Genomic DNA, 24,040 nt, shown 5'->3' with positions numbered 1-24,040 from the left:
ATGCAACGTCCTGCAACACATCAATGACCCGCTGAGAAAAGCGTTGGTTGTTGTACGAGTGGACCCACTCGAAAACGATCTCCACAACGTCGGTTTCGGTTTTCAGCGCCCCGGCGCGGAACGGTGAATCCTTCGCGACGGCCTCGTTCTTGAACAGCCCCATTACGGTCTCGGCGGCGGCATTGTCATAAGCGTCACCCACGCTGCCGATGGATGGCTGCAGGCCCTCCAGTGCAAGGGTGTCGGTGTAACGGATGGAGGTGTACTGGGCGGTTTCAAGTGGTCGTCGCAACACCTCTATCTGGCGGTGCTGAAATGGGACGACCATTGGGATGGGTGGCTGCTGCGACGGGGAGGCCGGCGATGCGTTCGCCAGGCCGGCCCGCCAGTTTCGCGGAGCGAGCATCGGCAGCGTTTCTGGGAGGCGATCGCTCGAGGTGTCACGAGCGAGGAGGCCGGCGTCGTGGCGGGCGTGTCATCAGCGGTGGGAACGCGCTGGTTCCGTGACGCTGGGGGATGCCACCGTCGAAGTTCGAGCCTGCCACAGGCCGCTATTTGTCCTTCCTTGAGCGCGAGGAGATCGCGATCTGTCGCGCTTACGGGCACGGCGTACGGGAGATCGCCCGGCACCTGGGGCGTTCTCCGTCAGCAGTCTCTCGAGAGTTACGCCGGAACGCTGCGACCCGAGGCGGGCAAATAGAATATCGCGCAGTGACCGCGCAGTGGCATCGGGATCGTCGCGCTACCCGCCCGAAGATTGCGAAGCTGGCTGCCAACGACCGGCTGCGACAGTATGTTCAGGACCGTCTCGCTGGGACGATCACAGATGCCGATGGCAGGCCGATTCCTGGACCGAATGTGCCGTGGGCAGGGCGTCGTCACGGCCGTCGCAAGGACCGGCGCTGGGGAACTGCTTGGAGCCCCGAACAGATCAGCAACCGGCTCCGCCTCGACTTCCCCAACGATGGTTCCATGCGGATCTCACACGAGGCCATCTACCAAGCCCTCTACATCAAGGGCCGTGGTGGGCTGCATCGGGAGTTGTCGGCGTGTCTGCGGAGCGGACGAGCGCTGCGGGTGCCGCAGGCGCGTACCCGCGGCCGCGGTAAGAAGTTCATCACGGCCGAGGTGATGATCGGTATCCGACCGGCCGAGGTTGACGACCGGGTTGAGGCCGGCCACTGGGAACGGGACCTGATAATCGGGCTTGAGAGCTCGGCGATCGGCACGCTCGTCGAACGCACGACGAGATTCACGAAGCTGCTACATCTACCCCGAATGACCACTCACGGAGAAGAGGCTCAGGTCAAGAATGGTCCGCCATTAGCCGGCCATGGTGCCGAAGCTGTTCGCAAAGCGATTGCCTTCCAGCTCGGCACCCTGCCCGAGCAGTTGCGTCGGACTTTGACGTGGGATCAGGGTGCCGAGTTGGCCCAGCACGTCCAGCTACGGGCCGATGTTGGACTCCCGATCTACTTCTGCGAGCCGCACAGCCCTTGGCAGCGAGGCACCAACGAGAACACGAACGGGTTGCTCCGCCAGTACTTTCCCAAAGGCACTGACCTCGCCAGACACAGCAGTATCGATCTCGAAGCCGTCGCCGCCACGCTCAACAACCGGCCCCGGTGGTCCCTTGGATGGAAAACACCAGCCGAGGCAATGCACGATCAGCTAGTCTCGGTCACACAAGCCGGTGTTGCGACGACCCCTTGAACCTAAGCTGGCTGCCAGCATCTGAATGATGGATCAGTCCCGCCTGTGCCGGCCGGCCGGCCGGTGTGTTGGCGTCGCCACAGGGCCATTCTCAGGCAATGTTCGACGAACGCGGTGTCCTTGACAGTTGAGGTTTCCCAGCCGACGATCGCGCGGGAGTACAGGTCGATGACCAAGGCAACTTAGACGAATCCCGAGTAGACCGGGACATAGGTGAAATCCGTCGTCCGCCGCGTCGGAGAGGTCGACGGCGACCGCCTCGTCCCCTTGGCCGCACTCACCGAAATCGGGGCCGGCACGCCCACCAATGTGCTCGCCGAGTCCACACGCCTGCCTGACGAATCCGTCGAGATCGCCGCGGTGACGCTGCGCCCGATCTCCCCGGCCGCTGGCAAGATCATCTGCGTGGGCTTGAATTACAAGGCCCACATCGAAGAGTCCCATCGGGAGCTGCCCACCTATCCCGTGCTGTTCCCCAAGTACGCCTCCAGCCTCATCGGGCCCACCGACGACATCCTCCTGCCCCCCGAAGCCACCCAAGCCGATTACGAGGGCGAGCTGGCCGTCATCATCGGCCGGTCCGGCCGGCGCATCAGCGAAGAGGACGCCCTGGATCACGTTCTGGGGTATTCGGTCTGCAACGACGTGACCATGCGCGACTACCAGTACAAAACCCACCAATGGATGCAGGGCAAGGCCTGGGACAATTCCACTCCCATCGGTCCCTACGTCATCACCCCCGACGAAGTGGACCTGGCCAGCGCAGGCATCCGAACCATCCTCAACGGCGAGGTCGTCCAGGACTCAGACCTGTCCTACCTGATCTTCAGCATCCCGAAACTGATCGCGACTATCTCGGAATTCACCACTCTGCAGCCCGGCGACGTCATCCTGACCGGAACCCCCGCCGGCATCGGTTACCGCCGAACCCCGCAACTGTTCCTCAATGACGGTGACACTGTCACCGTCGAGATCGATGGTGTCGGGTCCATCACCAACAAAGTGACCACAGAAGCCGCCTGACAGGCTTCCATACGTGAAGCGGGCGCCTCGACCATCTGGATCCAGGCGCCTGCTTCACCACCAAACACGGGGTCCCGTCCTGCGGCCGGGGAGTGTCTGAATAACGGTGGATCCGTGGTTGGCCTGACACGCCGGGCTGTGGCTGGCGGGAAGGACCGATCATGAGCGAAACACTGGATCCCATGGCGACTGATGAGGATCAGCAAGAGTTGGCGCAGCAGCTCCTGGCCCAGGCCAGAGAACAGGGTACCGACCTCGTGGGCCCGGGTGGGTTGTTGAACCGACTCACGAAGAACGTTTCGGAGACCGCTCTGGAAGCGGAAATGGACGAGCATCTCGGTTATGGAAAGCACGACGTGGCCGGGCGCGGAAGCGGGAATTCCCGTAACGGCACCCGCACGAAAACCGTGTTGACGGAGATCGGGCCGGTGGAGATTGATGTGCCGCGGGACACCGGCTCCACGTTCGACCCGCAGACGGTCAAGATGCGGCAGCGAAGGCTGACCGGCGTGGATGAGATTGTGTTGTCGCTGAGCGCGAAGGGCCTCACGACCGGCGAGATCGCCGCCCATTTCGGGGAGGTGCTCGGTGCCAGGGTATCGAAAGACACGATCTCCCGGATCACCGAAAAGGTGATCGGTGAAATGACCGAGTGGCAGAACCGGCCCCTTGACCGGGTGTTCCCGGTGGTGTTCATCGATGCAATCCACGTCAAGGTCCGCGACGGGCAGGTCACGAACCGGCCGGTCTACGTCGCGATCGGCGTCAGCGTCAACGGCGAACGCGACATCCTCGGGCTGTGGGCCGGGGACGGCGGGGAAGGCGCGAAGCTCTGGCTCTCCGTCCTGACGGAAATCAAGAACGGCGGCGTGGAGTACGTCTGCATCACCGTCTGCGACGGGCTCAAGGGCCTACCGGAGGCCATCAACACGGCCTGGACCGCGCCGTGGTCCAGGCCTGCATCGTCCACCTGATCCGGAACACCTTCCGGTTCGCGGCCCTGCAGTACTGGGACGAAATGTCCCGGGACCTGCGCCCGGTCTACACCGCTCCGTCCGAGGCCGCGGCGAAGGAACGGTTCGTCGACTTCTCGGGCAAATGGGGCCAACGGTACCCGGCGATCACGCGGCTCTGGGAGAACGCGTGGAGCGAGTTCGTGCCCTTCCTGGACTACGACGTGGAAATCCGGCGGGTCATCTGCAGTACCAACGCCATTGAATCCGTCAATGCCCGCTACCGGCGCGCGATCCGCGCCCGGGGACATTTCCCCACCGACCAAGCCGCACTGAAATGCCTCTACCTCGCCACCCGGGCACTGGACCCGACCGGCAAAGGCAGGGCACGATGGGCAACAAGGTGGAAGCCGGCCCTGAACGCCTTCGCCATCCCCTTCGAAGGAAGAATCAACTAAATGCCAGCCACGGTTCCGCCGTTAAACGGATACTCCCTTCGGCCATGAATGTCGAGCAATGGTTGCCCGACAGCTGAAGCAATTTACACGGGAACGGCTCATTGAAACAAGGGCGACGAGGTGCACCGCCCCCGGTTTTGTTGAACCTTGACCTTGCGAGCTGGTGCTAGTAGAAGAATGTTCACCATATGGGGCGGAGTTCCGCCACGATGTTATTGATGTGGGTGTGGAGTCCAAGTCGATGTGGGCATAAGGACGCGGTACCGCCTTGGTACCATGTTGATATGGCTATGAATTTGCGCGTTCCCGAAGATCTCGACCGTCGGCTCGATGAGCTTGCTGCCGAGGAACATACGTCCAAGTCCGCGCTGCTGCTTCAGGGAGCCGAGCTGGTTCTCCAGCGCCACCGCCGTAGCCGCGACGTTAGCGCTGGGATGGCGTTCGTCATGAATCACGATGCGGAGCTGCTGAAGCGACTTGAGGATGCATGAGTACCTCGAAATAGAAGATGCTCTGCACGTCGTTGATCGGTATGGATTTCATGTTCGGGACATTGGGCTTCTTGCCTCGGCCCTGGTCCGCCCGGCCACAACCGTTATGGGTGTCGAAGCCTATCCTGAATTGGACATGAAGGCGGCTGCCTTGATGGAGTCGGTGGCCCGTTTTCATCCTCTTATTGACGGCAACAAGCGCACAGCCTGGACGCTCATGGTGCTGATGCTGTGGATCAACGGATATCGCCATGACTTCACGACTGATGAGGGTTTTGACCTGGTAGTGGGTGTTGCTGCCGGCAGCGTGGAAATTCAGGATGCTGCGTCCTTGATTTCCCGGCACATGATCCCACGCTAGCCTCGGCCTTTCATGAGGGTGTGCCGCTGGCCGCGTGGTTAAACGACGAAAAGTGCTCCTGAACTGGGAAAATGATGGTGTCTAAGCCGCACTATACCCAGTTCAAAGGAGCACCTTTCTGGTGAGTAACTCTACCGGGTTCTACCCTTCTGTCCGCGTTGATTCTGCTGGTGGGGGTGTGGTGTCCCAGGCTGGCGGGCTGGTATTGGCCCGGACGGTGCACGTATCCGGTCTCGGCGCCGGGCTTTCGGAAGTTTTGGGGCCGTGGCGGAAGCCTTTTGCTCGCCATGATCCGGGCAAGATCCTCACGGACGTGGCTTTGTCGCTGGCTACCGGCGGGGACTGTGTCTCTGATGTTGACCGGCTTCGTTCCCAGCCCCAGGTCTATGGATTGGTGGCGTCGGACCCCACGATCAGCCGGCTGATCAGGACCCTCTCCACGGCCGGTCCGGGCAAGGCCCTGGCAGCAATCAATACCGCCCGGGCCGCTGCCCGCGCCCACGTCTGGGCTGCGGCCGGGGACGACTCGCCCCTGCACGGTGTCACCGGTAAGAGCCCGCTCATCGTGGATCTTGACGCGACACTCATCGCCTCTCATTCGGAGAAAGAGGACGCCCGGCCGACATGGAAGAAAGGCTTCGGGTTCCACCCGCTGGCCGCGTTCATCGACCACGGGGCCACCGGGACAGGGGAACCTCTGGCCATGTTACTGCGCCCGGGTAACGCCGGGTCGAACACCGCCGCCGACCACATCAGCGTGGTCAGGGACGCACTGAAGCAACTGCCCGCAGGGTACCGTTCGGGCCGGAAAGTCATGATCCGCACCGATTCGGCCGGCGGCACCCAGGGTTTCCTGCGCTGGCTCACCGCCCCGTCCCGGAACCTGGGCTACTCGGTGGTGTGTTTCGTCAACTTTAAGTAGGCCATTTCGGGCTCTCCTGACGTACGTGTGGGTCAGGGTTTGTGTGCTATGAGGGCATGGGTAGCCCGGTAGATTTGGGAGTTCTCACACTGTCCAAATTTCGGAGCTACCCATGCGTGCTACTACTCTACTCAACCGCGTCTTGAACCTGACGGGGGTCCGGGTTGTTGATGTTGATCCCGGCTCCGGTGGTCCCATGCTGGTGCGGGTGGCGTTGAAGGCCCGCAAGCGCCTTGACTGCCCGCACTGCAGTTACTCAACGATGGCGGGATATGACACCCGCTGGGCGGAATCCACGTGGCGGCATCTGGATTTCTCCGGCAGGGTCCTGGTGCTCACAATGCTCCGCCGGCGCCTGGTCTGCCCCGGCCACGGCGTCGTGGTGCAGGGCGTGCCGTTCGCCCGGCCCGGCTCCCGGTTCAGCACGGACTTTGAGGACATGATCGCCTGGCTGGTCATCCGGGCGGACAAGACCACCGTCTCCCAGTTCGCCCGGATAGCGTGGCGGACCGTCGGGGCGATCTGTGAACGCGTCGTGGCCGAACAGCTCGACGAGGGCCGCTTCGAAGGCCTGCTCAATATCGGGGTGGATGAGATTTCCTGGCGCAAACACCACCGCTACCTCACCCTCGTCTCCGACCACTCCACCTCGAAGATCGTCTGGGGTGCACCGGGGAAAAACGCGGCGACACTGGATGGATTCTTCAAAGAAATCGGACCGGTGAACACGACGGCCATCGAGGCCGTCAGCATGGACATGGGGCCCGCTTTTGCCAAGTCCGTGAAGACCAACGCCCCGGACGCGGTCATCTGCTACGACCCGTTCCACGTCATCCAGCTAGCCACGAACGCGCTGGAATCCTTCCGCCGTTCCATCTGGCAACGCGCCCGTGAACTGCCCGATCAGCACATCGCGAAGAAGTTCAAGGGAACCCGCTGGGTGCTGCTGAAAAACCCGCAGAACCTGACCGAAAAGCAACAAGTCACCTTGGCCGGGCTCGAACGCACCGGAGGGCTGCTCTGGGACGCCTACCAGCTCAAGGAATCCCTCCGGGAAGTCTTCGCCGGCGACCTCAACCCCAATGACGTGATGGAGATGATCACCACCTGGTGCGACCTCGCCGCCAAATCCAACATCCGCGAGTTCGCCAGGGCCGCCGCCACGATCCGATCCCACACCGAAGGGATCTACGCCGCCGTCACCAGGAAACTCTCCAACGGCCGCCACGAAGGACTGAACAACAAGATCCGCACCATGACCCGCCGCTCCTACGGATTCCACACACCCGAAGCCGCCCTCGCCCTGATAATGCTCGCCTGCGGCCCCGTCGAGATCGAACTCCCATACCAGAAATAACCGAACCCACATTCACGTCAGGAGAGCCCCATTTCGGCGCTAAGGATTAGGCCACCGCGGCACGTTTTTAGTCCATTTCAGCAGTTGGCTATTTCATGAGGGCGTTCTTGACCCGGTAGGACTCTCCGCGGAATTGCAGGAGGCGTCCGTGGTGGACCAAGCGGTCGATGACAGCGGCGGCCATGTTGTCATCTCCGAACACCGTTCCCCAGCGGGAAAACTCCAGGTTGGTGGTGATGATGAGGCTGCGTTTTTCATACCCGTCCGCGATCACCTGGAACAACAGCCGGGCCCCTTCGGTGTCGATCGGCAGGTAGCCCAGTTCGTCAATCGCGATCAGCTGGTTCTTGGCCAGGGATGCCAGCTCCTTGTCCAGCCGGTCCTCGTCCTTGGCCCTGCGCAGCATCATGACCAGGGCGGAGGTGGTGAAGAACCTTGCTTGGATGCCCTGCCGGCAGGCGGCTGCCACCAGGGCGGATGCCATGTGGGTTTTACCGGTGCCTACGTCCCCGTAGAGGACCAGGTCCTGGGCCCGGTTGATGAACTCCAGGGATGCCAGGGCCTCCCGTCCGTAGTCCTCGGGGAACCTGACGCTGGTGTAATCGAATCCCGTGAGTGTTTTCATGGCCGGGAGCCTCGCGGATTTCAACAGCCGCTGGCGTCGTGATTCGAGCCGGGATTCGTGTTCGGCGAGCAGTACCCCGTGCAGGTATTCGCGTTGTTTCGGGGTGCCTTTCTCGGCCCATTCGGTCAGCACGCTGCCGGTCAGGGAGGCGTGCTTGCCCGCTTCGATGATGTCCTGGACGGTGATCGGGTTCATGCGACTTCTCCCGTGCTGGTGTTCAGGGTGGTGAAGGTGTCATAGACACTCAAATCCACGTTGGCGGGCGCCGGTTCGGTGCCGTGGGCCAGTCGGCGTGCCAGCATTCCCAGGGCGGCCATGTCCGGGGTATCCCCGCGCCGGATCAGGGTGTCGGCGGCCTGGACTGCGGCATCGAAACCGGCGGATCCGGACGCGGCATCCACCGCGTTGAGCAGGCGGCGCCGATCGGTGGCAGTGGCTTTATCCAGCCAGTCGCGCACCGGATCGGTGACCAGGGCCCGCAGCGGGGAATGGGACCACGCACCGGGCTTGGTCACCAGCAGCGGCAACAAGGAAGCTGGTTCAAAGATCGTCTCGGTTTGCCGGCCGAAAGCCCGCGGGAAGGACCGGACCGGTTCGGAATGCTCGTCAAGGATCTGGATGACGTCGTGGCGCAATCCCACGGTGAGGTTCCGACTATGGAAGGCGGACCCGGCAGCGTAGGTGTTCCCGTCAATGAGCAGGTTCCCGGTCTTATCAGCCTTCCGGGATTCGTAGCGCACCGGGTCGAACCCGGCCCCCGGCAACTCCAGGGACGCCGCCACGTCTTGGGTGAACAGCTCACCCAACGGGAGGCCCTTGCGGTAATGGGTGGTGCTGGCCAAGGCATCGCACCGCGCCAACAAAACCTCGTTGAGGCCGGCCAACGTGGCAGCCTCCGGTTCGGGGACCATGAAATTGCGGCGCAGGAATCCAACCGCGTTCTCCACGTTGCCTTTCTCGTGTCCCGAGTACGGGTTGCAGTAGCGGGACTCGGCGCGGTAGTGCAGCTTGAACGCACCAAACAGCTTCGTCTCCACGACCTTGGTCCCTACCCGGCGTCCAATGCCCGTGGCATTGTCAAAGACCATGTGCCGGGGCACGGCCCCGATATGTTCAAACACCCTCCGCAGCCCGTGGCAGACACATTCGGCGGTCTCGCCACGATACGCCTGCACGAAGCGCATGTTCGAGAACGGGAAGGTCACCACCAGGATGTGCAGGATCTGCCGGATCCCGGCGATGATGGCCTCGGCCTGCCCGAAGTCGACCTGCACCGTGCCGGCCGGCCACACCAGCTCGGTGAAACCCTCCCCAGCCTGCCGGTTCCGGGCCGTCCACTTCTTCACATGGCGTTGCACCGGTGAATACGTCCCGGTGAAACCATGCTCGGCCACCAGCCGATCGAAGACGCGTTTGGCCGTATGCCGCTGCTTGCGCGGCCTACGCTGGTCCTCGCCCAGCCACCGCTCAATGATGTGCTCAAACCCGGTCAACACCGAGGCCCCAGGCCGCACCAAGGGTGTTGGCGGTGACGGGGAATAGTCCTCCTGCTCGGCGTACTTGGCCACCGAGGCCCGGCTGACACCCAGCCTGCGGGCGATCTCACGCACTGGGACTCCCTGGGAGTCCAGTCTTCTGATATTTTCTTGAACGGACATGGGTACCGTCATCTGCTTTCCAGCCCTCCCGGCGCACACGCTTCGCAATGGCAGCGCCGTAAGGAACCTATCTGGGGGGTGACGGGCCCATGTCCCTGACACTCTGGGCAGGGCCCCGAACCACCGGGTGATCTCTATCTCCAGGCCAGCCCCCGAAACCACGATTTCGGGAGGAAAGGACTGGCCTGATTCTTACCGCTCTTTTGGCCTGAAACGAGCCACCAACTTGGCTGAATTCCTAGGCTGAAACGGCCTACAGATAGTCGATCACACACAGGTGGGGTTCCCGATCCACGGCGCCGTTGAAGTGGCCCTGCCACGGATCCCGAAGAAGGCCTGGACCCGTGCCTACAACAGTGACGGCATTGAACGCGACGGTGCCTGGGTCGCGGAAATCACCGGCATGCTGGACCTTGCGCCCTGGCCTGCAGGAATGCGGGTCATCGTCCGGAAGGAAGAACCCCACCCCGGCGCGCAGTTGCGTATTACGGACATCGACGGGATGCGCTACACAGCGTTCGCCACCAACGAGAAAGGCGGCCAACTCGCCGACCTCGAAGTACGGCACCGGCTCCGTGCCCGGTGTGAGGACCGGATCCGTAACGCCAAGGACACCGGGCTGGCCAACCTGCCCCTGCATTCCTTCGCAGCGAACACGCTCTGGTGCCACCTGGTCATGATGGCCGCCGAGCTCATGGCCTGGACCCAGATGCTCGCGTTCACCGGCACCAAAGCACGCAGGTGGGAACCCAAGAAACTCCGTGCCCGGATCTTTGAAATCGCCGCCAAGATCAGCCGTCACGCCCGCGCAGTCACCGTTCACCTGGCAGCGAAAGCACCCGAAACGGGACTGCTCCTCAAGGCCCTGACACGGCTCGCGGCGCTCAGCCCACCATAGCCGCGCACATCCGGCACCCACCAAAGGAAGAACCATAAGAACGATGGACGTGGAACCATCACGCCCAGCCGCCACCGGTCAGCGGTCAAATTGTCATACCCACCCGCAAAAATCAGCAGCGTCAGGCAGCCGGTAAGCCCTGAAACCTCAGAAACCAGCCCTCATGAAAGATCGAGGCTAGGTGTGCTCGGAGGGCCAAAAAAAAGGGCTCTCCTGACGTGAATGTGGGTTCGGTTATTTCTGGTATGGGAGTTTGATCTCGACGGGGCCGCAGGCGAGCATTATCAGGGCGAGGGCGGCTTCGGGTGTGTGGAATCCGTAGGAGCGGCGGGTCATGGTGCGGATCTTGTTGTTCAGTCCTTCGTGGCGGCCGTTGGAGAGTTTCCTGGTGACGGCGGCGTAGATCCCTTCGGTGTGGGATCGGATCGTGGCGGCGGCCCTGGCGAACTCGCGGATGTTGGATTTGGCGGCGAGGTCGCACCAGGTGGTGATCATCTCCATCACGTCATTGGGGTTGAGGTCGCCGGCGAAGACTTCCCGGAGGGATTCCTTGAGCTGGTAGGCGTCCCAGAGCAGCCCTCCGGTGCGTTCGAGCCCGGCCAAGGTGACTTGTTGCTTTTCGGTGAGGTTCTGCGGGTTTTTCAGCAGCACCCAGCGGGTTCCCTTGAACTTCTTCGCGATGTGCTGATCGGGCAGTTCACGGGTGCGTTGCCAGATGGAACGGCGGAAGGATTCCAGCGCGTTCGTGGCTAGCTGGATGACGTGGAACGGGTCGTAGCAGATGACCGCGTCCGGGGCGTTGGTCTTCACGGACTTGGCAAAAGCGGGCCCCATGTCCATGCTGACGGCCTCGATGGCCGTCGTGTTCACCGGTCCGATTTCTTTGAAGAATCCATCCAGTGTCGCCGCGTTTTTCCCCGGTGCACCCCAGACGATCTTCGAGGTGGAGTGGTCGGAGACGAGGGTGAGGTAGCGGTGGTGTTTGCGCCAGGAAATCTCATCCACCCCGATATTGAGCAGGCCTTCGAAGCGGCTCTCGTCGAGCTGTTCGGCCACGACGCGTTCACAGATCGCCCCGACGGTCCGCCACGCTATCCGGGCGAACTGGGAGACGGTGGTCTTGTCCGCCCGGATGACCAGCCAGGCGATCATGTCCTCAAAGTCTGTGCTGAACCGGGAGCCGGGCCGGGCGAACGGCACGCCCTGCACCACGACGCCGTGGCCGGGGCAGACCAGGCGCCGGCGGAGCATTGTGAGCACCAGGACCCTGCCGGAGAAATCCAGATGCCGCCACGTGGATTCCGCCCAGCGGGTGTCATATCCCGCCATCGTTGAGTAACTGCAGTGCGGGCAGTCAAGGCGCTTGCGGGCCTTCAACGCCACCCGCACCAGCATGGGACCACCGGAGCCGGGATCAACATCAACAACCCGGACCCCCGTCAGGTTCAAGACGCGGTTGAGTAGAGTAGTAGCACGCATGGGTAGCTCCGAAATTTGGACAGTGTGAGAACTCCCAAATCTACCGGGCTACCCATGCCCTCATAGCACACAAACCCTGACCCACACGTACGTCAGGAGAGCCTCCTTCTGGCATGTTCTGGTGGCCGTGGTTGGTCTTGTACCTATTCATGCTCTGGGGTCCGGTTGACGACATGACCTGCGAGGATTTCTTGAAGTTTTTGTATCCCGGTTCGCTGCTTCCTATGGGCTTGGGGGGAGGGGCTGGTTCCCGTTTGTCCGGCCAAGAGGGGTGTGCACATTGTCCACACCGGAGTGAGTGTTCTGCCGTTGATCCTTTGTGGCTCCCTCCTTGCATACTTCTGCTGACACGCATTCATGGGGCCGCGAGTTCTGTGTGACCTGACCGCCAAACCCCGCCATCTGCTCACCGAGGCGGGCATCGGATACCGGTTCATGCCTTAGAGACACGCGGGCGCGGACGCCCGGATCAGCATCTCAAATCCTTTGGGACAGGCGCCGGATATGGTGGGTTCTACGGCCAGGAGGGACCGTTGCCCGCATTTGGTCCGGCACCCGGCGGGAATTTTCGGTCGGGGCCGGCGTTGGGTCTGAGTATGAAAGCAATCGTGTACCGTGCCACCGGCGATCCGTCTGTTCTCGAGCTCGTCGACCGCGAGATCCGCGACCCGGGGCGCGGGGAGGCGCGCGTGCGGATCATGGTCTCCGCGGTGAACCCCACCGACTGGAAGTCGCGCCGCGGCGCCAAACCGGGCGAGCCCTTGCCCTTCGCGGAGGTCGTGCCGAACCAAGACGGCGCCGGAGTGGTGGACGCCGTCGGACCCGGCGTCGAGCATCTCCACGTCGGTGACAGGGTCTGGCTGGCCTTGGCCGCCCACCAGCGCGCCGACGGCGGGACAGCGCAGGAGTTCGCCGTCCTGCCGGCCGAGCGGGTCTTTCCGCTGCCGGAGAACGCCGGGTTCGACCTCGGCGCAAGCCTGGGCGTTCCCGCGATCACCGCCCACCGGGCCCTGACCATCGCCGAGGACGGCCCGCGGCGGCTGCACCCGGGAACCTTGGACGGCAAAGTAGTTCTCGTCGCTGGAGGGGCCGGCGCCGTGGGCCATGCGGCGATCCAGCTCGCCAAGTGGGCCGGCGCCGTTGTGATCACGACCGTGAGCGGACCGGCGAAGGCTGCGCTGGTCACGGCTGCCGGCGCCGATCACGTCGTCAATTACCGGGAAACCCACGCGGCCGCGGAGATCCGCCGGATCGCTCCCAACGGCGTCGACCAGATCGTGGAGGTGGCACCCGCGCAGAACGAGGAACTCGACCTGGCAGTGATCCGCAACCGCGGCTCCGTCGCCGTCTACGCCAACAACGGCGGCGATCAGGTGAGCCTGGACGTGCGCAGGCATTTCAGCCTCAACGTCCGCTACCAGTTCGTGCTGCTCTACACCGTTGGCATGGCGGCGGTGCAAGCCGCCGCCGAGGACATCAATGCGGCCATCGCCGACGGCGCCCTTCCGGTGGGAGAAGCCGCAGGCCTGCCGCTGCATCGCTTTGACCTGGCTGACACGGCTGGGGCCCACGCGGCGGTGGAAGAGAGCATCGTCGGCAAGGTGCTGATCGATGTGTCAGCGGGCTAGCCGATAACGCGTCGGGAGCCTCGCGGGGATCATCACGCGGTGCAGCCGCGGGACTGAGCGGGCCGAGCAGTCCGGACTGCGCACCGTGATGGATCAATATGGCGCTACTTTTGGGCCAACTCAGCGGACGGTCAGATATCGCGGCTTCACCCCGTGGATCATCAACGACAGTGAGAGGCAACCGTGCCGGGACCAACAGGCCAGCACACCCCAATCCTGCACCAGAACGAGGGTCCAGAAAACGGTAACGAGGGAGGGCCCGAATTGGGCTGGGCGTAGGGTGGAAGTTAGACGAAAGGAACACGTCATGAAGAAAATCCTCATGTTACTGACCAGCGTTTCCGAGATCGGCGATACCGGCGAGAAGACCGGCTACAACGTGGCCGAAGCTGCACATCCCTGGAAGGTCTTCAAGGATTCCGGGCACTTCGTCGACTTCGCGTCGATCCAGGGCGGCCAGCCCCCGCGCGACGAGGTGGACTCAGAAGATCCCATCCAGGTCGCCTTCACGGAGGACGAGACCACGCGCGCCGGTCTCTACAACACTGCCCGCGTCGACGTCGTTGATCCCGAACAGTACGACGCCGTCTTCCTCGTGGGAGGCCACGGCACCATGTGGGACTTCCCGGACAGCGAAGGCTTGCAGAATCTGGTGGCCAGCGTCTACAACGCCGGCGGCTTGGTGGGCGCGGTCTGCCACGGACCGGCCGGCCTGCTGAACGTGGAATTGGAGAACGGGCTTCGCCTCGTCGAGGGCCGGAAGGTGGCCGCCTTCACCAACGACGAGGAGGTTGCCGCAGGGAAGGACAAGGTCATCCCGTTCTTTTTGGCAGACCGACTTGAGGAACAGGGCGCCACCCACGTCTCCGCTGGTGTCTTTGAGGAGAAGGTCGTGGTTGACGACCGGCTGGTGACCGGCCAGAACCCGGCCTCAGCCGCCGGCGTGGCCAAGGAGATGGAGAAGCTCTTCGCAGAGGTCATCCACAAGGAAAAAGCCGAGGAACAGCACGAGACGGAGGCTCTGCGCGCCGAGAAGGACGCCGAGAAGAACGCCAAGAAGGCTGCTGCGGCAGGCACCGAGCACTAACGCCCGCAGCGCACTGAAACTGGCGGCCGCCCCGACGACGGGGCTGTCGCCAGCCCGCGTACGTGCGCCGGCAACCACACTGTCCAACGCATCGCCGACCTGCTTCAGGTTCCGCGCTCCACGATCTACGGCCACCTCAACAAATCAAGCATCGGACGACGAATCACGCACCACCGGCCAGCTGGCCATCACCCTGTCGGGCATTCTGCTCAGTGCTGCGGCCTGCGCCGTCCCGCAGGGGCACATTGAGCCGAACGCTACGCCACTGACGGCGTCGGCCACACCCGTGAATCCTTTGCCCAGTGCCACAACCACGGCAACCGCAGCCCCGGCACCGGCAGCCAGTGAGACGGCGGCGGCACCTGCTCCGGAGACCCGCCAATCTGCACCGATGGAGACGTTCACGTTCCCGGACGCCCACATTTTCCTTCGCCCGCCCGGCCGGCTGGACCGTCACGGTCAAGCCCGGTCCGGTAAACAACGCTGAAGAGCAGAAAATCTCCTTCGAGGCGACCATCTCGGACGAGTAGTGCTGCCTCATAGCGCTGCCGCCCTCAGGCTGTTAGTGGGCTTGAGCCTAGCAGGCGGCGTCGACGCTGCACGGCTGGCAGAGGCGCAGTCGCCAGGCCGCGCTTGTCGTTACTCCAGCCCGGCACGGCCGCGTAGCGAACCGGCATGCCTTCAGTCCCCGGACTTCCGTTTCCGGGCACGGCGCACAGCCCGGACGGCCAGGACGATGAAGACCGCGAAGAACGCGACCGGCAGGAGCGACAGCGGGTTCCAGCCCTCAATGCTCATCGAATTCCCCTTCCAGTTCGGATGCTTTTGAGCCGACTCTACCGGGCCGGACGTGCAGCCGCCCGTAGCCGCTAGGACCATGCGGGGCCTGGTTGACTCCCATCGTAAGAATCAGGGCATGGGCGCCAGAGATAGGAAGCAGCCGACCAAAGCCCAAGCCTTCTTTATGGGCGTTCTGGCTTTGTTCCTTTTGATCGACATCTTATGGCGGTGCTGGTGGAGGGTCGCCTTGCGACGGTCTTCTATTGGCTTGTCGTGGCAATGGACGTAGCCCTCCTTGTAGTGAGCGCGTGGTTGTACCGTCGAGCCGTGAAGAGCCCACCCACACGCGACTAGCACGCACGATACTGCCGGTTATCGCGCAGCGGGCAACGGAGGAGATCTGCCCCTTCTTCTCACTGCTCGCCGCTGAGCCTTCCGGATCGTCTTGGCGGGCTGGTCCATTGGCTACGTCGTGGCGCCTGGGCTGATGTTCACCTGGCACGTGCCCAAATCCTCTGGCGCGGACCCTGGATGTGCCGGATCGTTAGGTCTATGCATTCGTTGAGGCCAAAGCGCTGATCAACGCCCGAAGTTCCACTGTCTGGGACATCATCACCGATGCCGGCAATTTCGGTGGGGCCGGACGCCCGCCATGGGTTGCGCGGACTGCGTGAGAAGCGTCTGCTGCAGGGCGTTGTGCGGGACCGGAGCGTTAGACCGGGGCCTGAACGTGTGTGCAACGTCTGATATTCATTGCCGGGGTCCGCGCAACCGATCGACAAACGTATCGGAACCCTTTGGTTCATGCCATTCTTATCAGCGCTCGGATGCCTTCGCGGCTTTGATGGCGGCCTTGGCAGCCTGCTTGCTGGCGCGCACTTTTTTCAGCGACTCGGGATCCACGATGTCGGCGACAGAAAGAAACGCACTCTCGTGGCCATAGGGGTCAGCAGCCTCACGCCAGCCTTGTGCCTGGAGTCCGCACTGCTTGCCGAGTAGTGCGAGGAAGATTTTTGCCTTTTGCTCTCCGAAGCCGGGCAGTCCCTTCAGCCTGCGTAGCACTTCCTGGCCGTCCGGGTCGTCCTGGTTCCAGATGGCAGTTGCATCCCCTTTCCAATCGCGCTGTACGGTCGCGGCGAGGTCCTGGACGCGGCTGGCCATCGAGCTAGGGAAGCGGTGGATGGACGGACGCTCCTTGAAGATCTCAACGAAGCCTGCCGGGTCATGTTCGGCGATTGCGGCAGGGGCCATGGACCCGATGCGCCTCCGGATTTTTTCGGGTCCGGCAAACGCAGACTCCATGGTCACCTGCTGGTCAAGCAGCATGCCGATTAGGAGTGCGAACTCGTCATTGCTGAGCAGTTGGTCGGCGGCGGGGTCGCCAGTGATGTGCAGTTCCATGCGCCCATCCTCCCACCTGCTCCGAGTCGCGTCATGCCACCTACGACAGCAGGGCGTTGCCGTCCGCGCCGCCACGTCCCACGAACTCGGCAAGCGGGATGCTGAAGCTCCGTCCCACCGAACGCATCGGACTTTGACGCCTTGGTGCTCCCCGGTGGAGTGGATAAACGCCGACCACCTCCGTGTGGATAAGGACTCGCAGACGTTCGCACGCATCTGGTTTGAGCAGGACAAAACCGGTGGCCGCGATCTGCCGCGGACCGTGGGGGCTGATGAATGCCGGTGTTGGTCAGCGGTCGAAAAGTTGCCTCCGACCACACGCTCCAGAAGGAAGTATAGAACGCAGGCGCCAACTGGATCGATGAGGAGGTGGCGGTCGACCAAGGCTTGGTGACCAGCCGTAACCCGGATGATCTTCGGACCTTTAAGCAAACTGTTGGAGGAAATCTCGGAGGGCATTCCGACGGCACCCGAGAGGAAGCGAATGGACCAAAGTCTGATGCCGGTGGCTCTTGAAGGCACCGGGCTATTCGCCGGGTTCGGGATTGAGAGTTGTTGCTGCGTCGAGGGCGTCGTCGACCACGATGAGGTAGTTGTCCCGGCCCGCGGAGAGCGGGATGGAGTGTTCGCCGTACTTGCGGTAGGCGAGATTCACGGCGTCGTCGGCGTTAGTGATGTTGAGGCGGCGCAGGAGGCGGGCGATATCGAGCATATCCTTGTCCCGCTCGGCGGCGATTTTCATGGCCAGGAGTGTTTCTGTGTCCGCTGCGCGGATGGTGAGCCCGTCCAGTTGCTCCAGTTCGACCCAGGTGGCGTTGTCCGGAACGAAGGCCGCTGCGTTGGAGTTTAGCCATTCGGGCGCAAGGTCATAGTCCGCGGCCATCTCGGTGACAACGGCGTTGACCGTGGCCTGGTCGGCGTAGCTGGCGTCGATGTCGGCGGTGGGGCGGTTGCCGATTCCTTGCAGGATGAGCGCGGCACCGCCCACGAGTTTGACGTCGCCGTGTATGCCGCGGGCCTTTAGGCGTCGGCCGAGTTCTTGGAGGAGGGCGCGGATTTGTGCGGCGGTGAGTTCTCCGCCGGTCATATGGTGGCCAGGCTGCGTTCGCGGATGAAGACGTTCATGGCGGCGAGTTCCGGTGGTGTTTCGGACATGGCGAGTTTCTTCATGGGTTCCCGGACGCTCCGGTAGGACTCTGCCGGCATCCATGCCTCATTGAGGGGCCTGATGCGTCTGGTCCAGGGCGGGGCGGGTTGCCCGAGCCGGTGTGCGGTGTAGTTCGTGATGCCGGCCAGGGCTGCGGACCAGTGTGGTTCCTTGAGCCGGGGGCTGCGCTGGAGTAGTGGCCTTCCCGCTTTGAGGGATGCGGTGGCGTAGTCGGCGAGCATCTTGATGGCGAACTCGAAGTCTCGTGAGTCAATCAGTTGTGTGAAGGTTTCGGCGTAGTCGCGCCTTGCAGGGTCGTAGTCACTGCCGCGGGGGATGGGCTCGGTGGCGGTCAGCGACAGCCCAAGGGTGTGGAGGACGGCCATAGTCTTTCCGAGCTCGGCTCGTTCGTGACCGGCCTCGAGATCGACGATGAACTTACGTGAGACACCGGTGGCCTCTGCGAGGGACTGCTGCGAGAGCCCGCGCTCTTGGCGTCGGGCGCGGATAATGGCGCCGGCTGCCGCGGGCGTGTCGATGCTGGTCGTACGTGTCAATAGTCCCTCCTTCGCCGGTTCCATTATGTCACCGAACGGTGACAGTCGCACTTTGTCTCTTGCGCGCCCGATTCTGATGGTGGCGATCAGCTAGGTGCGCCTGTCTCAGGGGTGCGATAGCTGATGAAGGGGAATGTGGGGTGTGTACTGCGGCCGTATGGTTTTGTGAGACAGCTTGTTAGGAGCCCTTTCTCGCATGACCGATCGTAAGAAGTACACGCAGCAGTTCAAGGACGAAGCCGTTGAGCTGGTGATCTCCTCGGGCCGTCCGATCGCACAGGTGTGCCTCGATATAGGCGTCCTGGAAGGCACGCTGGGGAACTGGGTGCGCAAGTACCGGGAGGATCATCCGGAACGGTTCACCGCTGGCGAGGAGAAGGCGCCGGTGTCCTGGGAAGAGCACCAGAAGGCGCTGGCTGAGATTGCCAAGCTGAAGCAGGACGTCGATTTTTTGGGAAAAGTCAGCGCCTTCTTTGCAGCGAAGCAACGGTAGAGGATTTCTACGAGTTCATCGAAGCAGAGAAGGCGAACCACCCGATCGTCTGGTTGTGCCGGGCCCTGAAGGTCTCCCGGGCCTCGTTCTACCGGTGGCGCAGCCCCGAGGGCCCGTCTCCGCGGGCCCTCCGGCACCAGCGCCTGGTTGCCGAGGTGACTGACCTGTTCGAGCAGGAAAAGGGCCGTGCCGGCCGTGACCAGCTGACCCTGATGCTCAATGCCAAGGGCGTGCAGGTCGCCATCGAAGGACGGAGACATCAAAATGACGGCAACCCCTCCAGGCACTTCTCCGCAACCCTGGATCTTCTCCGCAAACGGGGTCCTCGAAGCACTCACCTGGCCCCAGGCCGTTGACGCGCTCGAATCAACACTGGCCGCTGGCTTCGATCCGGAAACCGATCCCGACCGGCACTCCATCGGCGCTGCCGGCGGCCACATGCTCCTCATGCCGTCGTCGACAGGACAACGGGTTGGCGTCAAAGTCCTTACAGTCCGCAACGGGCCGGACGCCACCGGTGCACTGCCCATGATCCAAGGCGCATACGTCCTGTTCGACGGCGATTCCATGGCACCGCTCGCCATTCTGGACGGAGCCGCGCTGACCAAGGTGCGCACAGCCGCGACCTCCGCCCTGGCCATCCGACACCTCACAGACCACCCGCTCCCGCGCCTCGTGGTATTCGGCACCGGCAGCCAGGCCCACGGGCACGCCTCGGCGCTGCACGCTACCGCCGGGGTTGAACACGTCGACGTAGTCGCCCGCGACCCCGCCAGAGGCGAAGCCTTCGTCCGGAAACTGCGCTCCGAAGGCATCCCTGCTTCCGTGGCCACTCCAGCCGCGGTGTCCTCAGTGGAGATCATCGCCTGCACCTCCAGCACGGGCGCCCCGCTCTTTTCAGGTGACGCTGTAAGGACCATGCCCTTGTCCTCGCCATCGGAAGTCACACCCCAACAACGACCAGGGACATCGACTCCGCGCTGGTCTCTCGCGGCATCGTCGTCGTCGAATCACACCGAAGCGCACAACGCGAAGCCGGCACAGTCCTTATCCCTCAGGGCGAGAACCTCTTGTACGTCCAGGATCTTCCGACCCTCTCCGATCTCGTCCAAGGCCGATTCATCCCCGCAGGAACAGGACCACGGACATTCGTCGGCACCGGCATGGCGTGGCAAGACCTCGCCATTGCCGGAGCCGTATTGGCTGCAGCCCAAGAGCAGATACCCCGGCACGGAAAACATCTGCGGGACAACCCGGAACTGAACGCATCCCGCGATAGCCCACCTCGGAATGGCCCGCCGGACCGAAGATGGGGGGGGGGGGTGGCTGTGGACAACTACGGCCAGCCGGTAGCCACAATTTGGTCACCCTATCTTGGGCGCCCAGACACCTTCCGCTGCGATCCGCTGCCCCACGCGCGCTACGTCGACGCCATAGAGGCAGACGACTTCACAGCGGTCCTCGACTACGCACTAAACAACTTCAGCCCGGCACATTGACCCTGTCGAGGGACGGTCCGTGAAACCCTGGCGGACGGGACAGCGCACGGTGCAGGGAACGCATCGCAGCCACCGTGACACATCAAAGGATCTTGCTCTGCCTGGGTTGACCCAATATCCGCTATCGGTTGATGTATTCCGATGGCAAACCAGTCGCACACCATTCACGTTAGGTTGCTGAGCAAACGGCGGCGCCGCAGCGGGCTAGCACCGTTGCCTGTCGCTAAGGACTGAATGCCGAAGAACTGGTTTCGGCGGAGCTCCCTCCAGTGTGCTTCTTTGGCACTGAATTCACTGGCTTCGTAGTCGGTGCCGTCGGCCAGGCTCAGGGCGCGTTTCACAGTTGCTCCTGTCTGCGGGGGTCTGCCGCTTCAGCGCGGCAGCGTCCCGGGGGCGATCTTGGTTGTGCTAGCGGGAGACAGGTTCTTTTGTCTCCAGCAGTGGCAGTTCGCTGCGGCGCGGGAACCCTTCCCAGTCTCCGGCGACGAGGCATGCGAAGGCTCCGGTTGCCGCTGCTGTCCTGAGACGGGTGGTTGGACTGTTTCCGCCCACGAATTCGGCCAGGTAGCCGGCGACGAAGGCGTCGCCGGCCCCGACGGTGTCCACCGCGTCCACGGGGACCGCCTGCTGTCGGTAGAGTTCGCCGTCGATCAGGGCGAGGGCGCCGTCCGGGCCGAGCTTGATAACCGCCTGCTTCGGGCCCATGGCCGCTATGCGCCTTGCGAGCTCCTCCGGTTCGGCGTCGCCGACCGCAGTGGCTGCTTCGTCCTCGCCGGCGAACACGATGTCCGCCAGGGGGATGATGCTTCGGTAGATGTTTCCGGCCCCTTCGGGGGACCAGAGATTGCTCCGGTAGTTCAAGTCGAAGGACACCGGCACGTCCGCGGCCCGGGCCACGCCGATGGCGTACGTGAGGGTCGCTGCGGCCTGCTCCGAAAGTGCCGCGGTGATTCCGCTGACGTGGAGCACCGCGGCGCCGGACAGGAGTTGCTCGTCGACGTCGGCCGGAGCGATCCGGGAGCCTGCGCTGCCGGCGCGGTAGTAGCTGACGCGTTGCGTGGCGGGGGTCCGTCGTTCTTTGATCATGAGGCCCGTGGGCGCCGCACGGTCCACGGCGGCGCGCACGTCGACGCCTTCGGCCCGGATTTCGCGTTCCACCAGTTGGCCGAGCGAGTCCTCACCGATCCGGCCGCACCAGACGGCCTGCACGCCGAGCCGCTGGAGGCCGATGGCGACGTTGGACTCGGAGCCGCCGATGCCCAGGCTGAGGGTGGAGGCGTGGGCCAGCGGGCCGGTCTGGTCTGCCCGCATCAGCGCCATGGTCTCACCAAAAGTCAGTACGTATGGTGCCACGCTCACTTGTTTTCACCGATCTGGTCTGCTGTTTGGTCGGCCAGGCTGCGGACGCGCCGTGCCCTGGCCGTGAGTTCATGCAGGTTTCCGCCTTTGAAGGCGTCACCGAGCAGCGGTCCGCCGAGGCTGACAGCCAGGGCTCCTGCCTTGATCCAGCCGGGAACGTCCTCGACGTCTACTCCACCGGAAGGAATCACCTGGAGGTCCGGGAACGGGCCGCGTAGCTGGGACACATAGCCCGCGCCGACGGTGGACGCAGGGAAGACCTTGACGGCGGTGGCGCCCAGCTTCCAGCCGGCGTGCAGTTCGGTGGGAGTGAGTCCGCCCGGGAAGACGGGCGTGCCTCGCCGGACGCAGGCGGCGATGACCTCCGGCTCGGTGATGGGGGTGACGATGTAGGCGGCCCCCAGGTCCAGGGCTGTTTCTGCTTCCTCAGCTGTGGTCACCGTACCGACCCCGATTTCCAGGGCATTGCCGAATCGTTCCTGGAGCCGGGGGAGTTCGTCCCACGCTCCCGGCGTGCTCAGCGTCAGTTCGATGCTGAGCACGCCTCCCCGCTGCAGCGCCTCGATGACCGGAGCATATTCCGTGGCGTGCCTGGCCCGGAGGACGGCCACCACCCGGGTTTCGCGGAGGACGGCGGACGGAGCCGGGCGGGAAAGGGTGCCCTGTTGATCGAGGCGCAGCATGGAGTTCCTTCTTCGGAGTAGTTGGCCGGGCGGGTTTTACTTGGCGACGCGGGCGTCGAACAGTTCGCCGGCGACGACTGAATCCCTGACCTGCAATCGGGTGGTGACGGCGTCGTTGGGATCTGTCAGGTCCCTGTTGAGGGTCTCCGGCGAAAGCCGGGTTGCGATGAAGCTAACGAGCATGACGAAGGACATATAGATGGCCACCGGGATCCACGAGTTGCTGAAAAGTGCCAGGAGGCCGGCGCAGACCATCGGTGCGATGCCGCCGCCGATGATGGAGGAGAATTCACGTCCCAGTGTCACGCCGGCGTAGCGGTAGCGGCTGCCGAAGATTTCCGGGAAGTAGCTCATGTGGACGCCCACGACTCCCTGGCAGGCCAGCATGAATCCGACGATGATCACGAGCAGGATGGCGATGGGTGAACCTGTGGTGAGCAGCATGAAGGCGGGGGCCGGGAAAAGGACCAGCGCTCCAGTGATGATGGAAACCACCCGGCGTCGTCCGATCTTGTCGGAGAGCATGCCGAAACCGACTGCTGCACAGCCGCCGCAGATTGCGCCAATGAGAAGTACCTGCGGGATGAACTTGGGGTCGGTGCCCACCACCGTGATCAGGTATGAGGCCATGAAGACCTGGATGGTGTAGGACTGCGTGCTGACGCCGAAATTCATCAGGATGACGCGCAGGACGTTGGCCTTGCCGAACTTCGCGACTTCCCGGAGGGGCGCTGGGGGCTCAGTGCGGGCCTGCTTGATTTCTTCAAAGACGGGTGATTCGTCCAGCTTGCGGCGGATGATCAGCGCTGCGATGGTGACGAAGATGCTGGAGAGGAACACGAGGCGCCAACCCCACGTCATCATGTCGTTTGGAGCCAGGGACTGTGCGGCGATCCACACGAGGGCTCCCAGTGCGGTGCCTGCCGCGGCGCCAACCATGATCAGGGAGGCAAGCTTGCCGCGGGTGCCCGGTGCTGCCGATTCGGTCAGCAGAGTGGCGCCGCCCGACTGCTCAGCGCCTGCCCCGAAACCCTGGGCCGCACGGCAGACGCACAGCAGGACCGGGGCGAGGACGCCCACCTGATCGAATGTTGGCAGAAGGCCGATGACGAGTGTGGCGCCGCCCATCAGCAGGAGTGTCACCACGAGGATCCACTTGCGGCCGAGACGGTCGCCGAAGTGGGAGAAGAAGATTCCGCCGAGGGGTCGGAAGAGGAAGCCGACGGCGAAAGTGCTGAAGCTGGCCAGCAGAGCGGCGGCCGGTGAGATGTTGGGGAAGAACAGGTGGCTGAAGACCAGCGCCGAAGCCGTCCCGTAGATGACGAAGTCGTAGAGCTCAAGCGTGGTGCCGATGAGTCCGGCCAGGGCCGCCTTCCGCACCTTTTTCTGGTCGACTGCTGTGGGCTGGGGGTGTGCTGCTGTCATTTCCATACTCCTTTGAATGGATGTGCTGCGTGGACGGTCTCTC

General features: G+C 63.4%; 19 protein-coding genes and 6 pseudogenes. 13 read left to right on the top strand and 12 right to left on the bottom strand.

The features are described from left to right. Window positions 1-135: 135 nt before the first annotated feature. Window positions 136-268 (bottom strand): annotated as a pseudogene (locus ACVWZ8_RS20540) (IS3-like element ISMysp3 family transposase); the annotation flags it as partial. 47 nt (window positions 269-315) lie between these two features. Between ACVWZ8_RS20540 and ACVWZ8_RS20535 the strand changes: the two are divergent. The 7 genes and pseudogenes from ACVWZ8_RS20535 to ACVWZ8_RS20505 all read left to right on the top strand — a co-directional run bounded on the left by ACVWZ8_RS20535 (window position 316) and on the right by ACVWZ8_RS20505 (window position 7,278). Then, a pseudogene (locus ACVWZ8_RS20535) lies at window positions 316-1,713 on the top strand (IS30 family transposase). Between the two features lie 213 nt (window positions 1,714-1,926). After that, the gene (locus ACVWZ8_RS20530; protein ID WP_456505668.1) at window positions 1,927-2,736 is read left to right on the top strand and encodes a fumarylacetoacetate hydrolase family protein; all 810 of its coding nucleotides are present in this window, start codon (window positions 1,927-1,929) and stop codon (window positions 2,734-2,736) included. A 161-nt stretch (window positions 2,737-2,897) separates the two neighbouring features. After that, window positions 2,898-4,147: pseudogene (locus ACVWZ8_RS20525) on the top strand (IS256 family transposase). Between the two features lie 284 nt (window positions 4,148-4,431). Further along, on the top strand, window positions 4,432-4,638 hold the full coding sequence (locus ACVWZ8_RS20520) for a ribbon-helix-helix protein, CopG family (RefSeq protein ID WP_456505667.1): 207 nt from the start codon (window positions 4,432-4,434) through the stop codon (window positions 4,636-4,638). Next, on the top strand, window positions 4,631-4,999 hold the full coding sequence (locus ACVWZ8_RS20515) for a type II toxin-antitoxin system death-on-curing family toxin (RefSeq protein ID WP_426977269.1): 369 nt from the start codon (window positions 4,631-4,633) through the stop codon (window positions 4,997-4,999). The genes ACVWZ8_RS20520 and ACVWZ8_RS20515 overlap by 8 nt, the downstream gene beginning before the upstream one ends. 121 nt (window positions 5,000-5,120) lie before the next feature. Next, window positions 5,121-5,897 (top strand): annotated as a pseudogene (locus ACVWZ8_RS20510) (transposase); the annotation flags it as partial. A gap of 136 nt (window positions 5,898-6,033) precedes the next feature. Next, window positions 6,034-7,278 carry an ISL3 family transposase gene (locus ACVWZ8_RS20505; RefSeq protein ID WP_456505666.1) on the top strand — a complete coding sequence of 415 codons (1,245 nt, stop codon included), beginning with the start codon at window positions 6,034-6,036 and terminating at the stop codon, window positions 7,276-7,278. An 88-nt stretch (window positions 7,279-7,366) separates the two neighbouring features. On the opposite strand, the gene istB is transcribed toward ACVWZ8_RS20505, so the two are convergent. Together istB and istA are read right to left on the bottom strand one after the other, a co-directional pair. Continuing rightward, a complete protein-coding gene (gene istB, locus ACVWZ8_RS20500) occupies window positions 7,367-8,098 on the bottom strand; it encodes an IS21-like element helper ATPase IstB (protein ID WP_456505665.1) in 732 nt (243 codons plus the stop codon). Beyond that, window positions 8,095-9,561: an IS21 family transposase gene (gene istA, locus ACVWZ8_RS20495; RefSeq protein ID WP_456505664.1), complete on the bottom strand. Its 1,467-nt coding sequence runs from the start codon at window positions 9,559-9,561 to the stop codon at window positions 8,095-8,097. The genes istB and istA overlap by 4 nt, the downstream gene beginning before the upstream one ends. A gap of 277 nt (window positions 9,562-9,838) precedes the next feature. Between istA and ACVWZ8_RS20490 the strand changes: the two are divergent. Next, window positions 9,839-10,459, top strand: a pseudogene (locus ACVWZ8_RS20490) (transposase); the annotation flags it as partial. Window positions 10,460-10,693: 234 nt separating this feature from the next. On the opposite strand, the gene ACVWZ8_RS20485 reads toward ACVWZ8_RS20490, so the two are convergent. Then, complete coding sequence (locus ACVWZ8_RS20485) at window positions 10,694-11,938, bottom strand: ISL3 family transposase (protein ID WP_456505663.1); 1,245 nt, start codon at window positions 11,936-11,938, stop codon at window positions 10,694-10,696. Between the two features lie 596 nt (window positions 11,939-12,534). Between ACVWZ8_RS20485 and ACVWZ8_RS20480 the strand changes: the two genes are divergently transcribed. Both ACVWZ8_RS20480 and ACVWZ8_RS20475 read left to right on the top strand, forming a co-directional pair. Further along, entirely contained in the window at window positions 12,535-13,566 is a 1,032-nt protein-coding gene (locus ACVWZ8_RS20480; protein WP_456505662.1) for an NADPH:quinone reductase, read from the top strand. Window positions 13,567-13,873: 307 nt separating this feature from the next. Beyond that, window positions 13,874-14,653 carry a type 1 glutamine amidotransferase domain-containing protein gene (locus ACVWZ8_RS20475; protein ID WP_456505661.1) on the top strand — a complete coding sequence of 260 codons (780 nt, stop codon included), beginning with the start codon at window positions 13,874-13,876 and terminating at the stop codon, window positions 14,651-14,653. 144 nt (window positions 14,654-14,797) lie between these two features. Here ACVWZ8_RS20475 and ACVWZ8_RS20470 read toward each other — a convergent pair whose 3' ends face one another. Continuing rightward, window positions 14,798-15,058 (bottom strand): hypothetical protein, encoded by a 261-nt coding sequence (locus tag ACVWZ8_RS20470; RefSeq protein WP_456505660.1) that lies wholly within the window; start codon window positions 15,056-15,058, stop codon window positions 14,798-14,800. A 1,191-nt stretch (window positions 15,059-16,249) separates the two neighbouring features. Next, window positions 16,250-16,834, bottom strand: coding sequence for an HhH-GPD-type base excision DNA repair protein (locus ACVWZ8_RS20465; protein WP_456505659.1), 585 nt, complete (start codon window positions 16,832-16,834; stop codon window positions 16,250-16,252). A 120-nt stretch (window positions 16,835-16,954) separates the two neighbouring features. Here ACVWZ8_RS20465 and ACVWZ8_RS20460 point away from each other — a divergent pair. After that, a pseudogene (locus ACVWZ8_RS20460) lies at window positions 16,955-17,291 on the top strand (DJ-1/PfpI family protein); the annotation flags it as partial. Between the two features lie 69 nt (window positions 17,292-17,360). On the opposite strand, the gene ACVWZ8_RS20455 reads toward ACVWZ8_RS20460, so the two are convergent. Then, entirely contained in the window at window positions 17,361-17,921 is a 561-nt protein-coding gene (locus ACVWZ8_RS20455; RefSeq protein WP_426977363.1) for a DUF6036 family nucleotidyltransferase, read from the bottom strand. Next, a complete protein-coding gene (locus ACVWZ8_RS20450; protein WP_456505658.1) occupies window positions 17,918-18,538 on the bottom strand; it encodes a helix-turn-helix domain-containing protein in 621 nt (206 codons plus the stop codon). Before ACVWZ8_RS20450 ends, ACVWZ8_RS20455 begins: the two co-directional genes overlap by 4 nt. A 196-nt stretch (window positions 18,539-18,734) precedes the next feature. Here ACVWZ8_RS20450 and ACVWZ8_RS20445 point away from each other — a divergent pair, with 196 nt between their 5' ends. Further along, complete coding sequence (locus ACVWZ8_RS20445) at window positions 18,735-19,031, top strand: transposase (protein ID WP_456505657.1); 297 nt, start codon at window positions 18,735-18,737, stop codon at window positions 19,029-19,031. A 264-nt stretch (window positions 19,032-19,295) separates the two neighbouring features. After that, window positions 19,296-20,294, top strand: a complete 999-nt coding sequence (locus tag ACVWZ8_RS20440) for a hypothetical protein (RefSeq protein ID WP_456505656.1) — start codon at window positions 19,296-19,298, stop codon at window positions 20,292-20,294. 400 nt (window positions 20,295-20,694) lie between these two features. On the opposite strand, the gene ACVWZ8_RS20435 is transcribed toward ACVWZ8_RS20440, so the two are convergent. The 4 genes from ACVWZ8_RS20435 to ACVWZ8_RS20420 all read right to left on the bottom strand — a co-directional run bounded on the left by ACVWZ8_RS20435 (window position 20,695) and on the right by ACVWZ8_RS20420 (window position 23,997). After that, on the bottom strand, window positions 20,695-20,871 hold the full coding sequence (locus ACVWZ8_RS20435) for a hypothetical protein (RefSeq protein ID WP_456505655.1): 177 nt from the start codon (window positions 20,869-20,871) through the stop codon (window positions 20,695-20,697). A gap of 67 nt (window positions 20,872-20,938) precedes the next feature. Continuing rightward, window positions 20,939-21,883 carry a sugar kinase gene (locus ACVWZ8_RS20430; protein WP_426977369.1) on the bottom strand — a complete coding sequence of 315 codons (945 nt, stop codon included), beginning with the start codon at window positions 21,881-21,883 and terminating at the stop codon, window positions 20,939-20,941. Window positions 21,884-21,885: 2 nt separating this feature from the next. After that, a complete protein-coding gene (locus tag ACVWZ8_RS20425) occupies window positions 21,886-22,572 on the bottom strand; it encodes a bifunctional 4-hydroxy-2-oxoglutarate aldolase/2-dehydro-3-deoxy-phosphogluconate aldolase (protein ID WP_426977371.1) in 687 nt (228 codons plus the stop codon). Between the two features lie 36 nt (window positions 22,573-22,608). Further along, the gene (locus ACVWZ8_RS20420; RefSeq protein ID WP_426977372.1) at window positions 22,609-23,997 is read right to left on the bottom strand and encodes an MFS transporter; all 1,389 of its coding nucleotides are present in this window, start codon (window positions 23,995-23,997) and stop codon (window positions 22,609-22,611) included. Window positions 23,998-24,040: the final 43 nt, after the last annotated feature.

The organism is Arthrobacter sp. UYCu723 (assembly GCF_054059215.1).
Note: the sequence above shows the minus strand (reverse complement) of the source record. Positions and strands in the feature narration are given on the sequence as shown.